This is a genomic window from uncultured Subdoligranulum sp. (assembly GCF_937890665.1).
On sequence record NZ_CALADU010000277.1, the window covers coordinates 1 to 16201 of the forward strand.

Annotated in this window: 9 protein-coding genes; all 9 read right to left on the bottom strand. The window is 44.0% G+C overall.

Annotated features, from left to right (window positions below; translation table 11 throughout):
- Positions 1-133: 133 nt before the first annotated feature.
- On the bottom strand, positions 134-1261 hold the full coding sequence (locus Q0526_RS15745; RefSeq protein WP_298735661.1) for a cysteine desulfurase family protein: 1128 nt from the start codon (positions 1259-1261) through the stop codon (positions 134-136).
- Between the two features lie 9 nt (positions 1262-1270).
- Complete coding sequence (gene brxL, locus Q0526_RS15750; protein ID WP_298735665.1) at positions 1271-2737, bottom strand: BREX system Lon protease-like protein BrxL; 1467 nt, start codon at positions 2735-2737, stop codon at positions 1271-1273.
- A gap of 11 nt (positions 2738-2748) precedes the next feature.
- Positions 2749-2949, bottom strand: a complete 201-nt coding sequence (locus Q0526_RS15755) for a hypothetical protein (protein ID WP_117513983.1) — start codon at positions 2947-2949, stop codon at positions 2749-2751.
- Positions 2949-5300 carry a BREX-4 system phosphatase PglZ gene (gene pglZ / locus Q0526_RS15760; protein WP_298735673.1) on the bottom strand — a complete coding sequence of 784 codons (2352 nt, stop codon included), beginning with the start codon at positions 5298-5300 and terminating at the stop codon, positions 2949-2951. The genes Q0526_RS15755 and pglZ overlap by 1 nt, the downstream gene beginning before the upstream one ends.
- 11 nt (positions 5301-5311) lie before the next feature.
- On the bottom strand, positions 5312-9511 hold the full coding sequence (locus Q0526_RS15765; RefSeq protein ID WP_298735675.1) for a hypothetical protein: 4200 nt from the start codon (positions 9509-9511) through the stop codon (positions 5312-5314).
- A 5-nt stretch (positions 9512-9516) separates the two neighbouring features.
- Positions 9517-11853: a phosphoadenosine phosphosulfate reductase family protein gene (locus tag Q0526_RS15770; RefSeq protein WP_298735677.1), complete on the bottom strand. Its 2337-nt coding sequence runs from the start codon at positions 11851-11853 to the stop codon at positions 9517-9519.
- Positions 11854-11885: 32 nt separating this feature from the next.
- Positions 11886-12557, bottom strand: a complete 672-nt coding sequence (locus tag Q0526_RS15775) for a hypothetical protein (RefSeq protein ID WP_298735680.1) — start codon at positions 12555-12557, stop codon at positions 11886-11888.
- 3 nt (positions 12558-12560) lie between these two features.
- Positions 12561-15512 carry a hypothetical protein gene (locus tag Q0526_RS15780; RefSeq protein ID WP_298735682.1) on the bottom strand — a complete coding sequence of 984 codons (2952 nt, stop codon included), beginning with the start codon at positions 15510-15512 and terminating at the stop codon, positions 12561-12563.
- Positions 15513-15653: 141 nt separating this feature from the next.
- The gene (locus Q0526_RS15785) at positions 15654-15827 is read right to left on the bottom strand and encodes a helix-turn-helix transcriptional regulator (RefSeq protein WP_366522129.1); all 174 of its coding nucleotides are present in this window, start codon (positions 15825-15827) and stop codon (positions 15654-15656) included.
- Positions 15828-16201: the final 374 nt, after the last annotated feature.

Genomic DNA, 16201 nt, shown 5'->3' on the forward strand with positions numbered 1-16201 from the left:
CCTATGTGCGCATTAACGCATATACGTTCATTCTACAGATTTACCCAATCGCAACGATTCTTTCCATCGGCCCATTCCATTCGTATTCCGTCCTTCTACCTCATGGATTTGATTATAGTAGTTAACATTCTCTTTACTTTAAGGAAATCACGCTGATAATTGCCTTCGCGACCTCAGATGCATCTTCCACATTGTTATCTCGCCCAAAGCTAACGCGAATGGTGCCTTCCGCATATTCTTGCGGAACACCTATTGCCTTTATGACATGTGAAACCTGTGTTTTTACTGAGTCGCATGCCGAGCCGGTCGAAATAGATATTCCTTTCAAATCCAGTCGATGAAGCAACATTTCTCCGCTTGCGCCACGAATAGAGATGTTGATGTTTCCCGGAGCACGGTTTTCTGCACCGTTCCTTATAAAATCAATACCTGTCGCGCAAAGCGTATCAATGAAATTACGCTCCAAGATATATAGCCTTTTTGTAGTTTGCTCCATCTCATCGCAGTTCTTCTTAAGTGCTGTTGCCATACCAACGATACTCGCAACATTTTCCGTACCAGCACGCATTCCGAGTTCCTGCGCACCACCATCAACATAAGGAGAAATGCTTGTGCCCTTACGGACATACAGGAAACCAATCCCCCTAGGTCCATTAAACTTATGAGCTGAGGCTGACAGCATATCAACACCTAGCTCCTTTACATCAATCGGAATATGGCCAACTGCCTGAACTGCATCTGTATGAAATAGTGCTGCATGCGCATGAGCAATGTCAGCCAGTTCTTTAATCGGCTCAACTGTGCCGACTTCGTTATTTACGAGCATCACAGAGACCAATCTCGTTTGTTGTGTAATGGTCTTTTCAAGCACTTCAGGAGTTACTGTACCGCATACATTAACAGGCAGGTAAACAACAGGATAGCCAAAGCGTTCCAGTGTACCGCAAGTATTGAGTACCGCATGATGCTCAATTTGAGATGTGATTGTCAGATGCTTTTCCCCTGGCTCTACAACGCCTTTTATAGCCCAGTTATCGCTTTCGGTACCACCGGAGGTAAAAAAAATCTCCTCCGGCAGGGCACCAATACAGTCTGCAATCACCGCTCTTGCTTCTGCAAGAGCTTTTTTCGGCTTACGCGCAAGAGTATAAGGCTGCGAAGCATTTCCATAATCCTCCAACAGGAATGGCTTCATTGCCTCAAAAGCATCAATATCCAGCTTTGTCGTTGCTGCGTTATCTGCGTAGATAAAATGCTTCATGGTAGTACCTCAATAGTTGTACTGAATATCAGGTATAGAGTTTTTCCCGGGAACATTGAACTCTTTCGGATCAATGATACAAAGTTGCTTCTTGATAACTGCTCGCATTTCCTTTGCAGGTTCAAGACAATACTCAATGAACTCTTGCGGATCGATGTCTTCTTTTGACTTTGCATGAGGATAAAGAAGCTTTACGAATGCTGTGCAAAGACGCTTGATTGCAGTCAGATCTCGCTGATCGGCTCCTTTGGGCACATCAAGGCATTCATCTACAAGAGAACTTTGAGTTAAATCCTCTCTGAGTGCATGCATTACTTCCGCAAAATACTCTGTGTTAATTGCCCATCCATTGGCAATCATGGAGGAATTCATTCTTGGTATTTCCCATCCGGGTATAAAGCCATGGAACCTATCGAGCGTAGCAGACTCACCAAAGACACTGCTGATATGCTCAACCATGTTACAATTGATGTCAAATCGGCTTGCGTCAATATTGCCGAGAACAATTACGCCAGCATCTGCTGGTGTCTGAGCATCGAAGCCTTTTATTTCGCCGAATTCCATGTAATGTTTTAAGGCTTGCTGGATCTGCCCTGGCTGCTCGAAGGTTATAGATTGCACTTCATCAAAACCCACATAATCAAAACGTGTCAGCAAGCCCCCTGTTTTCTTTGCGTTATCATAGATCAGTGAGGCGCGTGATACTGTGCCACCACTGATTAGCCATCCTCGTTTGCTTATTTTCTCGAACACATAACTTTTACCTGTTCCTTTGGGAGCCAGTTCGATCAAATTCACACGCTTTTCGACGAACGGCAACAAGCGACGCAGGAAAAACAGTTTCTTCTTTTCACTCTCTTCGCCGTTCTCATCCATGTAACCGGCAGGATTATAATCAATGGCTGTCAGGATTACATCGATCCATTCATGAATATTGAACTCGGCTCTGTACTCTTTAAAATCGTCCAGATCAATGGCATAAGGGCAGAACGGCTTGTAGTCAACCATCGCAATAAAGCCCTTAGGTTTCGACCTAGAAACCTCCATCTGCCAGGACAGCGTAATGATTCCCCAGTTTTCGCTTTCCCTGAGTAATGTGTCCTGCCATTTTTCGACGACATCATTATTCACGATGCCTCCGGCTCCGCTGCGATTGCCGCCAAAGTCAGGCAATTCAAATTGTGTTTTTCCCGTCTTTATATCAACTGTAACGCGTACTCGCGCCAGAAATTGAACATTTTCTCCATTCACCATTCTGAACTTGAATTGCTCGTAATCTTCTCTGGACGGAATGTATTTGTTGATATATCGCTTAACCGAATCATAATCAATCGTCCCGTCTTCGTCAGAGAATCTCATAACAAGCCAGTCTCGCATATACGAAGGAATGCTGAGTTTGGAGAAATATTCACTTCTTTGAGGGTCTTTGAGAACAACCATGTCCGCAAAGACTTCACGAATTTTATTCTCTAACATTTCAAAACTCCTTAGAGGAACAGCGTGCATCCTTGTTCTTTGAATTCACTGATTTTCACTTTTAGGTCTTCTGTTTCACAGCCGAGATATTCCGCAAAGCAAGTAAGGCAGTAGAATTCGTCTGTATCAACATCCGTAAGTTTTCTTGTGAGTGCGACCTCATCTTTTGTCAACGGCTTTCCACACTCACAGCATGTCTTTTTTTTCGCCATTAAAAATCTCCTCCACCGCCTAACGCAGGTATTACCGTGAGAGGCTTATCAATGTTCACTATCTTCCCATCAGCTACTATGATAAGGTTGTAGGCTCCAGGGGTTATTTTATCAAAAGAGAGAGTCCATGTTTTCCCGTCTCCAGTGTCGCAGACCTCTGCCTCAACTGTACCTGCCTTTACCTCAAGCGTTTTAATTTCTTTACTGAATTCTATCGCAGCTTTTGCAACTTTTCTTTTTAATTTTGCTTCTGATTTATCATAGGACCATTTCACGTTTAATGGCAAACCGACTTTGCTGTCGAAAACCACTACAGGAACAATCATCTCTTCGGGAGAAGCACCTCCATGCACTTCACCATAAATCACATTATCATCGTCTTTTCCAGCAGCAAATCCACTGAGAGAAAAATGATTATATGAAGTAAATACCAGATAATGCTGCCCAGACGAATCCGTGGTCTCTTTCAAGTCTTCATAAACCCCATCCGGCTTCGATTTAATGCTACAATACCTACCGTGACTAAGAGGTGTCGCGTCTTTAAAAGCAGGTAATCCCTTCCGTGTATGGAAGAACCTGGCAGCCAGTCGACTGGCTCCGTGATCACCTGTAATAATTACACGCTGGTAATTCTTTAGCAGCTCATTGACTTTATCCGACACCTTGTTGAAAAAGGCAAGCTGTTCCTCGATGCATGTATAATAATCCGGTTCGTCCACTACTCCCTTATGTGCCAGCTTATCCAGTTTATTGAGCTTTTCATATGGCATACTCATTTGCTTCCATTGTTCATTAAACTCTGTTTCCGTAGGCAATAATGCCTGTGTTAATGTACAGGAAACAACTGTCCCATCTTTGTTCTGAGCAAGCTTGTCTAAGAGCAATGACAAATATTCAAAGCCTAATCCGTCAATCCATAGCATTACGGTGCTATCAGTAATCTTCTGATTGATTACTGAATAGCGGAATGGGAGGGAATCTGGCTCAATCCCTCTGAAGAAACGCTCATCTGATTCTGGCAGCGTATTGGCAAGCTTATGCGCCTTGTACTCAGAAATGTATTCGTTGTAGACTGAGCCCAATTCGTCGGGCATCAGGCCTAAATAAGCTTGCAACAGCGGATATCGTAATTTTAACGTCTTGGAAGCACACACCTGTGCAGCGTCTTGCTTGAGCCATTGTCCAACCATGCGAAGAATATAGATACGTTCTTCGCGCGTATCACCGGTGAGAAATGCCAATTTTTCTTCATAAGTTGGTATGATACTCAATTTTTTTAAATAGGTCTCATTTTTCTTGAGATTTAGTACCTTGATCAGCTGCTGATATTCTGCGACCCACTCGTTATGGAACTGCATCACATCAAATATATCCAGCAGAATATGTTCCTCAATCTCTCCCAATCCATATTTCTCAAAGCAATGACACAGGTAACTGTTGTCTGGGTTTAATCGATACCACAGTCTCAGCAACTGCTGCTTGCCCTTAGAAAAACCAGACCATTTGGCCATAACAGCAACTCCATCAAACGTGACAACATTGAACCGATGAAGTATAGCATCCCGAATAGAGCTATTCTTTAGCGACTCATCAAAAAGTTCGCTGAGCATCTCCTCAGAGCACACTTCTTCCTTCAATTCAAACCCGTCCTGCAGATTTTCACGAATAAACTCATAAGTGGTTTTGATTGGACGGATTGTTATATCTCCCATAGCCTGCGACACAGATCTAGCCTGTTTTGTAAGAAGATAGTAATCCGTTGGGATCTGTGTTTCATTCAACATGCGGTCATACCATTCGCGTAACCCAAAAATCAGTGTGTATTTCCCACTCAACTGATTGATATACTCCTCAAAAGCAGAAGAGAATACCGTTATGTTCATTTGCTCAGAAACTGCCTCATGATTCGAAATGGAGTATACAAAGTCCTTCTGACGCTCATCCGTGCTTAATCCGAGAGAGGTATCATACCAAAGAGAATCACAATTCCACAATGGTATAATAATCCTTCCCGTGCTGGAAGCGTCAACTATCGTATGCCACAGTTTTGCGAACCGCTCTGTGCGTTGCTCGCTTTTGTAAAACAAGCGCAGATATTCACTGACGCCTGGAAGCCAAACCCATTCATTGGATTTTATCGTTTCAATGAGCTTGTCATATGCAGGCATAACATCCGCGCTTGAGAACAGCTCATCCGATGATACGCCTCTATCGCATAGAGATCTAAGGCTTGAAACTGCATCACAGTAGTCCTCTCGGCTGTGGAGCAGGAGTACACGGCACGGAAATCGAGAAGTGACTTTATTCGTTTTTTCTGCTTTGAGAACGCTTATGCTTTCTTGCAGCTTCATACTTAGCCTCCTTAACTATTAAAATCATCGCAGAATTCAGGGTGTGCATTTAGAAATGCTGATACTTTATCCTTGAGCGCATCTTCGCTCATGCCTTTAACATGATTTTGCGTGCTCTGCAACTTCTCCTTTTTTGCTTTTTCTGCCTGATATTTTTTCAGTGTCGACTGAACCGTAATCAAGTCAGAAACATCCCATGCGCTCACATCACTGCCAAGTTTGAGCTTGAGTTCGGTAATGATTTCCTTTCTTTGTTCTTCAAAAACATCCCGATAATTGGCACCGATGGAATTCATAAACGCCTGCTCTGCAGTTGCATTATCTGTCAGAATCGTATGGTCCATCGTATCCAACACATTGATTGCTGCAAGGACATCCTGATCCAATGCTCGCTCATCGTTTTGCACTGCAATCAGTGTACGAATGGCCTTAGAAGCATTTTTCGGAACAACCCAGAGAAGCGGTATTCCTCGCGCATTGCTCCAGGTCTTTACGTTTTCCGTACTGCTAAGTGTTTTCCAGCGTTCCAGAAGCGTTGAACGATTTCTTCTTTGACTAATGCGACCAGTTTGCTGCTTCAAATCCTTCTCAAACTGATTTGCCGTTGCGTCGCAGGAAACATCCTTGAGACCTTCATAAATCGTCTGAAGTTCTTCCGGAGTACATTCAATTTGCATCTGTTCCAAAATGGTGGAAAGAACGGGTTTAACATTTCGAATGCATTCCCATGCCTGAGTCCCGTATGTGCGCAGGACATCAATATCGTTTTCCCGTTCTTCACAGCTCATCTGCGTGATGCCTTTTTGTGATACACGGCGAAGAATAACCAGCGCATCATACCAAGGCAAGTTCAGTGGCTCGATAGCGAGGATTGCAACACGCATATGATTAAATGCGTTTTTAAGATCTCGAATTGCTTCCTCATTACTGTTGTATGTATTGCGCATCGTGACATTCAAAACATCCAGGTACCTGTATTCCGATACCACACCCACAAGTTTTTCCTTAACCTGGTCTTCAGTCCAAGTATAAACAGCATTCTGCATCACGCCGAAAACCTTATCCCGCAGGCCTTCAGGCTGTACAGAAAGCTTGTCTGTGATTTCTTTAAGCTCTGAAGATGCTTCAAATAGAAACGCACTGAAAGCCTTAGACACGACAGCTTTATCCTGGAACGCCTTCGTCATGCGCTCGCGAAGTTTTCCTCGCCCGCTGAAAAGCTGAATGACATTGGACATCGCCTCATCGGTATTACCTTCCTGCGAAATGAACACCTGCATGTTGTCAATAATCTTGCCAGCCGCTTCCTTCATTTCAATGCCGCCAAGTTCTGTTTCGGACAGGTACTTCAAACACCAGAAGGGTGCTCCAGTCTGCGTAATACGCTCACGAACAGAACGCATACCCTCCGTTTCATTAGCGGTCTGTCCATCATCTAACTTAAAAATCTTCTTGATATAATCACGGAAATTCTGCCAGGTAACAGAGCCAGCGGATAGGTAGTCCGTAGTCATATTTCCCTTGCAAGTATTGAGCACGAGCGTTTTCAAATTGGATTCATTCAGCACAAAGGTGCCTTGGGAACTATCCGTCCAGCTATATGCGCTGTCCTTATAGCAGCTAAATACAAAGCCAAGAAGGACACCGCATGCAATCGTATTATAGAAGCCAAAAGGAGGCTGCTGCAATTCTGCCCATACATCACCCAAAACGACTTTTCGTCCGGATTCCATCTTTTCTCGGAGAAATTTAGCCAGAGCACTTACGGTATTGGCTGCTCTGCTTCCGGTTATTCCTTCAATCTCTTGAATTGTCGTTGCATCGATGATGCCCAACTGTTTGATACCAGCCAGGACGCTGAAAAGCTGCGCATTCCTTGTTTCACGCTGTATACCAGCAAGGGGAGCACTATCGTTACAGCTCTTATAAGCAGTGTTTGTGATTACAACGCTTTCCGGGGCATACGGGAAAATATCCTCCAAAACAGCGGTTTGAATCGTCTTGCGGAGCTGGGCAACGCCGAAGAGGTTGTTCCACTGCTTCTCACCGCACCAAGCAAGCATTTTGCCGCCACTGGTAGCAGAGCCAACCCAACGTTGAATGATGGTAACAGTTTCGGTATCATATCGCCCAGCGTCAGCGGTGTGACCGCTGTCACGAGCCATATCGGCTTTTGTTAGGGAGGTAAGCCACTGCTTGCGCATATCGTCCGTGAACGGAGAGCGGACAAGCACAATAATCAGGCGGTTTTCTCCTGATTGCTGTGCGCGAGTCTCCAAATCATGCTGAATAGAAATTGCCTGTGCATCATCAACCACAGTGACATATACAAGGCCAAGCTTATAGGGATACTTATCCAAATCATCAGTAACTTCCTTGATACGTTTATCCAAAGAAGCCTTTTCTGCACAGCAGACAACGATCTTCATTCTGCGGAAGGTGGCATCATTCTCATCCCATGCCAGCTTTTCAAACGGAACCGTCAGTTTTCCGTCCTTGGCAAACATTTGATAACGCGTGTATTTTTTATCGTTTTGCTCATAACGAATGGCAAAATCGTCACCGCCCGCCATTTTGAATGGCATTTGCAGACGCTTTACCCCGTTGGCCTGTTCATCGCAGAGTAGAATCTTCGTATCTTCAAAGGTGGCAAGATAGTCTTCCACCTGAGATTTACTCAAAACACCGCTCAAGCAGTTTTCGAGGCATTCCACAGTTGCGGCAACGCCATTACTTGTTCTCCTCGTGGTGTACAGTCCCTTTGTGGTCGACATGACCGCCATAAGGAGCATGGCAATTTTAAATACCCGATGCGCATTTTCATCGTTCTCAACGAGATGGCGGTTTTCTTCGTAGTGTCGGATATACTCCGGAGCTTTGGTCTCCTTATCATGGAAGTCACTTTCACGCGTAAAGAAATAGTCCCAAAGCCAATCCGGAGTCAGCCAACACGCCTGATCCTGGGGACCATATTTCGTGATGTACCCGAGGAAGCCCTGTGTTTCGTTGGAAGAGTCCTTCATAAAACGGAACATGGTGCGCTGCGCTGCGGCAAAGTTTTCCGCAACACTGGAAAGCAGACGTACCGTCATTGGGTGCATCGGGCACAGCTCATTGATTTTTTCGCTGATTTTATCGTCCAGGCCCGCAATATCCGGTAAAAACTTTTTGATGTTATGTACTGGGTCTTTGCGCGCCTCTTTCCAATACTCATCCATTCCATTTCGGATGCTGATAGAGCCTGCAATCAGGTCATACGCAGCATCAGCCGAGACGTGGAACTCTACCTCGTGGAAGCGATGGGTGATCTGCTGATAGGTTGCGTTGCCCATTACATCTACCCAACTGGAATCCTTATGCACGATAAAGCACATAAAGAGCGGCTGCTCCTTGCAGAATTCCGAAATCTGCTGCATTACCACCTGGTCATCGCTGTGACGTAAATAATCTGTAAATTCATCCCAGATAAAGAAAATACCACTTTTTTCGAGATGATTGGCTACAATAATTTCCTCAATCCATTTTTTAAAGGTCTCTACATTATTGATGAGTCCCCAATGATTAGCGCGAATCACCTCAGCGACAGCCTTGGTTGCCTTCAAATCGCCGCGCTCAACAGCTGCAATCAGCTCCTCTACATCGCCGTAATCCTCACCAAGTATGGTAGAATCCAGTACATGTTCCCAGTTGATATTTTTATTGTGCAGCTGTGCCTTCACACCATCCTGAAGCGAGGCCACACCCAAATCAGCTCTATCGTTAAATTTCCGAACCAATGCTTCACGAATGGCAAACTCCGCTTCAACTAGCAGCTGGTCACCAGTACGGATACCCGTGCAGCCGGTTTTCCAGATGACGAGATAGTCGCCATTCTTGCGGCAATTCAGGAAGCGGTTCCTATACTTAGAAAGCCTCTGACTATTCTGAAGGAATGTGTCAATCGTATCTTTCTTTTCCTCCAGCAGGTGCTTGACGAAGATGGCGGCATAGCTTTTACCGGTGCCGTAAGATCCGTGTACCCACAGGCTGCGGCGCGCGTCCGGCGTTTCATATCCAAGCGTCTGACAGAGAAAGTCCATCAGCTTTTCCATGTCATCGCCAACAATATACTCCCGCCAGAGATTCTTATTGCGACTATCGGCGGCAATATCCACAACAGATTCAAAGGAGGGATTTACTTGTAAATATTCGTTATACTTCTTCATTGCCATGATCTTTAAACCTCCGCCAAGTCGAGTATGTCTAATGAGGTATGTTTATTTTCAAGAACAATGTTGTCCAGGTCATTGATAAAGGAGACGCGGATGTATTCCGGGAAGGTCAGCGCAAGGCCCTGTATGCATTCTCTGAGCTTTTTGTTATCCAGTCCGTAAATGTCCGCTGGGCTGACACCGGGAGCATCAGGAGTACCATGCACCTTGATAAGCTCGGTCAAAGTAAAGGCGTACCGTCCGGTATGCTCGGCATAGAGGTAAAGGCTATACAGCAGTGCCACAGCATCCGGAGTTGTCCAGCTATCACGATAATACGAATATGTGTTCTTACTCAGTTCAATAGGAATGCCTTGATTTAATGCAGACCCAATCGGAGATAGACGAAGTGTCTCTGCCAATGCAGTAATTGCATTTTCACGAGTTGACTTCGAATAATTTTCTCCAATCATCGTCACCAAATCTGCTTTTTCATAAGTTTCGCCGGGCTCGGCATTTAAACAATACCAATGAGAAATGACAGAATTATAAGCAAGATTTGCCCATATGATTGCCCATGTAAAAGGATTATAAGGCCCGAACTGTTCCAGCTTTTTAAATAGTGCTGTCTGTTCCATCGTCTTATCTTTATTAACAACCAAAAGATTGGCTTCTTTAAGCCAAACCTTTAAAGCTTCATATTGTCGATTTCCCAAAACTCCTTGAGAAAAACACTCCGTTCCATCGCTCATGTAATGTTCAAGCCATGGCTGTCTAAATCCAAAATGCTGATACGGATTCATGCCCTTCATATCCATAGAATTACCTCCCGTTGTGCTTAAAGACTTTGCGAGCATGCAACTCTTTTCCGAAAAAGTCAAGCAATTAGAGCAATGGGTGCACAACGATTCACGTACAAAGATTTTTCCATTGGGTTGTATCGTAAATGCGCCAGTCGGGCACTGCACCATACATGCTTTACATCCCTTGCAATAAGCAACTTTATTTGCTATACCACGCAAATGACTAATAACAAATCGATCCATCTTAGAAAATGGCTTATAACTTACATATAGTTCATCTGCTTTTTTTGAAACCCTGAATACAAAATTTGTGCCTGAAATCTTTTGTGTTCCTGTACTCCCATCAAATTCTGTGATCGTTCCTAAAATCGGAGCACATTCAAGCCAATTCTGTGTGGAACCACTAATGGTGAATTCAATTGTATTATTTTGAATCTGTTCATTTATGCGATTACCGCCATTAGGAAGTCCGCGCCCTCCCATTCTGGCTTTCCAACCGCCATCTTCAATATACTTAACAACCTCTGTTTCCACTTTCGTATTTCTTGCATACTGCTCGACTCTACTAAGAAGTGGTTGCATCTCGGTTTTATAATGATCATTAGCAATCCCATCCCACCAATCCGAAGACAGTGGGCACACCATACAACCAACCCTAAACAATCCCAGTCGATATGCATCGTTTAATAAAATCCCCTCATGCAGAATATAACAATATAATTCAGCAGTATTCCATTTATGAATTGCGCTAACATTAACTTGACTAATGTTTTTTGCGCCTTCACTCACTTCGTCGTATTTTGCCCTTCGAGCGCTTTCCTCTGCTCTAACGCCATCAAATACAACTGCTTTTGCGTTGTATTTTCCAGTTATTTCACGCAATTTTAAGATAGTCGGCACAGATTTATGAACGGCGCAACACCATCGCATTCTTCTTCCCGGAGGGCCAAATTCGTCCCAGCTCTCGGTAGCTTTCAAATGACATTGTGCGGTATAAAAATGAAGTTCCGGCCAATGTTCTTTTGCTCGTTTCACAGCTGTATAGGTGTCGGACAATTCCATGCCTGTGTCACTAAAAATTACACAGAATTCATTTGGAGCCAATGCCTTGGCGCATAGATCCAACAGAACGATGGAGTCCTTTCCACCGGAAAAAGCACACACGAAAGAGTAGCGTTCCGATTTATATTTATCATGTTGCTCACGGATAAAAGAGATTGCCTTCTGCTCTAGGCTCTTCATCAAATTCTTGTTAACCTCATACAGTCGGTTAATATCCACCGGCTGTAGCTGCAAACGTTTATCCGTGTTACAGACCACGGTAGGGCGGGTATAAAAGCCGCCTCCTTTTGCTTCCGCAACGCATTCACCATTGAGTACATAGCGCCGTACACCCTCTGCCCAAAGCAGGGGGGCATCCGTATCTGGATAATCCCAGTGTTCATACATCTTGAAGAAGTCCAGCTCTTCCTTGAACACCGGTCTAATTTCCTTTTGCAGTTTTGCATTTACTGTCAGACGAAATATTCCATATTCATCTGTCCACTCATATCCGTACATAACAAATTACTCTTCTCTCATAGTTTTCTCGCTTAAAACAGGATTTTCACCGCGTCATCCTTCGTCAACCAAGGGCGATTCCTGTGAAGCACAGCATGACAGTTGGGGCACACTGTGATAAAATCATCGGCTGCATAATGCTTGCTGCCATTCAGTTCGGTGACAGGAACGGTCAAATGGCATTGCAGGAAATTGCCGGGAGTCGGCTTATAAATCTCCGACAAGTTCAAATGACAGATTTCACAGCTTTCTGCGCGGACGATTTTCCGACCATCTCTTGTCTCCAGCACTCTATGCAAATGGTACAGCAAGGCCCCCTCTGGAAAATCTTCGCCCTCAAGCTCGCTCCCGAACGTTGCTGTCTTGAAAAATTCGCAATTTTGCCTTATAGCACGTGCAATTTTATGCAGCTCGTCTTTTTTTCCGTCGAACTCATCGGCAACCTCATAGAAAATCGTACCGACATCAGGGTCCTTTTTTCCTTTGTTATAGCTTGACCTAAATTTGCCAAGCTGCCCATTTACCCCGCCTTTGCTTCTAAAATTTTCGCGATGTGCAGAAAGCGGAATAATAGGAAGCTCATTCAAAAGTTCACTGAGTTCGGCGATTTCATGGCTTTCCTTGTTCAGTCGAAGTTTGTCAGCAAAATACAAAACATCCAACGCTAGTATTGCTTCATCCCGGGTAAACGATGCATTTGCCATGTCTTATATTCTCACCTTAACGTGGTTGCCGTCGCTATCCCAAAGGAAGCGCGGATCGCCTCCAAGAGCGTTTGGCATGTTATAAATCAATTGGTTACCGCTGATCATGCCTGCGTCTACCAGTATTCCGCGCAATTCTTCCGCCTCAAACTCGTAGCGACTCGGCATCTCATTGTGCAGGAAAACTGCGACAACATCCCGGAAATCCTGTATCCAGCTATCTTTTTCTACAAACATCGCGTGGAGCGTATTGCTGTTTTGTGATTCCATTGCGATGATAGTTCTGGCTTCAAGTTCGTTCGGATAGAATCGGATCAGTTGTTGCAACAGCATCGGTGTCCACGGAAGGCAAGCCGGCAAAGTCGGCAGCATATTGTACCAGCTCTCCGATATATTGCGAGGAATAATATGGCCGTCAGTATCCTCAAACAGCCGACGCAGAGCGCAGTGTATTGACTCCAAAAAGTCTGCGTCTATGTGCATGAGTTCTGCCAGCAGATACTCATTTTCTGCATAGATGAGGAACACTGGTTCTTTATCTATGCGCATCAATCCTCGCAAGTTGCCGGTGTTCGATCCCAGCCCGACCAAGTAACGCACAAGTTCATCATAGGTGACGGTTGCGCCTTTTTCGCGAGCATACTTGCTTACGATATCGATGACCGAATCGGCAGAATACTCGGGAAGACTGATATACATATTGGATTTAAAAACATAGTGCTTTCCATGGTATTTCAACTTTTCAAACAGGTGCCGCGCCAGATCATACACAGATTGTTGGCCTATAATGCCGTTGTCATTGAAGAACATGGCCATTTCGCTACAGGCATACTCATACAAATGTTTTGCCGTTGCAACACCATCGTTCTTCTTGAGCAGCTTATCAAGGATTGCCTCCAAAGTGTCTGCTCCTTCTTCGAAATCTACCAGAGCCTCCTCGTGATAGAGTTTTCGATTCATCTCAATAACGTGGGGCGACTGCGCGACGATTTCTTTTGTCCCCACCATCGTATAATGTAGCTTGTTCTGCAATTCTTCATAAGTAGCACCTGTTAAGTCGCACTGGAGCAAATAATCCTCTGCTTCTTGTCTGAGGACAGGAGAAATGGAGGTCGCTGGTGTTTCAGCCACTTTTTGCAAGTCCTTCATTGGCCGATCCGTAGGCTTCCTCTGGGGCAATTCGACGCTTTTTGTCTTTTCTTCCACGGTATAATCTTGTGGTACTACATCGCAGCGTTTTATAATCCATGCAACATCCTGCTGCACCTGCTCCAAAGATAAATCGGAATCTATGTAAGCTTCAGGATTCATAAGCCTCAGCTTTGTATTGCCATAGTCATACCGACTTACAACAATCTTTTGAGACTCTGGGTTGTAAACATTCAGCAGTGTGCGGAACTTCAAGGGATACCTGGTGGAAACCGCTGTTAAGAACGCCACAAACGCTTTTGAAGGCGAAGTGCCTTTATATACTTCCTCGTTATAATGAATCTCATATACGGAGGTATTCTGCTCGTCATTTTCCTTTTCCGCATTTCTCAGTTTCGCAGTTAATTCTGTGCTGATTGCCAGTCTCTGCTGAATAGAGTACAACTGGTGAAGATTCATAAAGGACCACAGATTGACCTCGTTTAGTTCCTCCAGCGTTGTAATTCCTTTTTTCTTCAACTTCTTATAAAGCAGATCGTATTTCTCATCTTCAAAGAATCTGTCAAAGTCGGTACCCTGTTGCTCTGGTTCTTTATTTTTTGAAGCAACACAGGCAGTAGTTTCTTGCCGATCTGAGCTTTGGAGATACAGCAGATATTTCGTGATTGCAGCATTATATCTGTTGTGTTGACTTGCGTTCACTTCCCAATATTCGGTTGTCTGCCTCAGCTGATCTACGACTCTTTGCGCTTCTGCGCGATCCGCTCCATAAAGGCGGATTTCTTTCAACCCAAGCCTGCTTGCCAACTGTTCGCAATTGGTAATAGCAGAGGAATAGCTTTGTGCGCTACGTTCTGCCATATACTGATCATGGAGCAGCCAATTGCGGAATATTGCTTTATAGTTTCCCGTGTCGGTCGTTACCATAGCAGACATAGTATTCTTCGTCGCAGATGCCGCCCGTTTCGATGCGTTTTCTACTAATGAAGGCTCTGTACATTGCATCGATTCAATTTTTATATAACGAATTTCAAGATTCTCGTAATCAACATTGCATCTGTCCAGTAGTAGGCGAATTTTCATCACGATATCTGTTGCGCTTAGGTTCGTTTCGACATAAAAATTGTCGCTGACCTTCTTAGGTGCATTCATTTTGTCCGAGGCTTTTGGACTTCCGAAGTCAATCCGCCGGCCTCCACTGATATTTGTGTTGTACATTCGAAGGAATTCATCTGGATAGTCTTCCGACAAGCATACGAAAACTTTTACATATAATTGCGTCCAATTAGAGATACCAGTCTGTTCATCCTCAAAGTATGAAAATGAAACTGGCTTTGTATATGCAAAACTATTGATATGGCAAAAATCAATTATCAGCACATTATCTTCTTTTTTATTTTCATTTTCGCTCAAGGCGATTTCTTTCCTTTGAGTAACTTCGCAAGGTTTGCCATCGGAAGAAGTATCTCCCATAGTTTGAGAAATACTCAATTCAGTCGTATTTGTTTCTTGGGCGACCAGCGATTTCACAAAAGCTTTGTAATACTGTGCTGCAGTAACAATCTTCCTCATCTGTTTTTTATGCGAAAGCTGAAATATGCGGCTTTCAGTAACAGTTTTTTGAACTCTCTTAATGATATCCAAATCTATTGTTTCAAACAAAGGCTTACGAAGTACTTTTATTTTGAGACAATAAGCCTCTATTTCCGAATAGCAAAAGTACAACTCAGACAGATGAGCCGATGGTGCATTCTGAGCAAGCCAAGTAGCAAAAAGCTCTTCGATTTTCTCCTTGTTGCTAACCATTGACATTGCCTCCTCTGAATATTTGTCGTACTCGCTTCGTTATTTTTGAAATATTGCCACAGTTGTTATGAATCAGTGCATCCGATAAGTTACGTATGTCTGCTCCTATTGCTCTATTATAATTTCTTTTTTGTCCAACAATCAGGCCTTCACTGAATCCTCATCAGGGAGAAACTCAAGAACGTCATTTGCGGTGCAACCAAGAGCAAGACAGATTTTGCCAATCAGTTCAACAGATACAGGTTCTTGTCGTCCCATTTTGACAATCGTACTCGAACTAATGCCAGCCTTTTCACATAATTCTTTTTTCTTCATATTCTTAGTCAATAAGGAGTTTGAATAGTTTATTGTATGAAATTTTCATAAGCCTGTCCACCCCGTCCAATCAGGTACAATTTGGTTGCAATAAGACAGAATATATTATACCACCTTCCATGGTAGTCGTAAAGATATAATCCGTTCATTTGAAAGCTTTTTAGTCTAATTTTTCGTATTTTCTTTCTTCTGCAAGCAGGGCTTTCGTGACACGAAAGCGATTTTCTGCTTGTTGGGGAAACTCCCCAATCCCCATAGAACGCTGCCTGCGGCATCGAGCTGCGCATCCGTTCCGGATGCTTTAACGGCAGTTCCTGCCAATCATAACCACCCGTCCAACGGGTGGTTTGCTCTAGGGCTATAAGCCCTTGTTA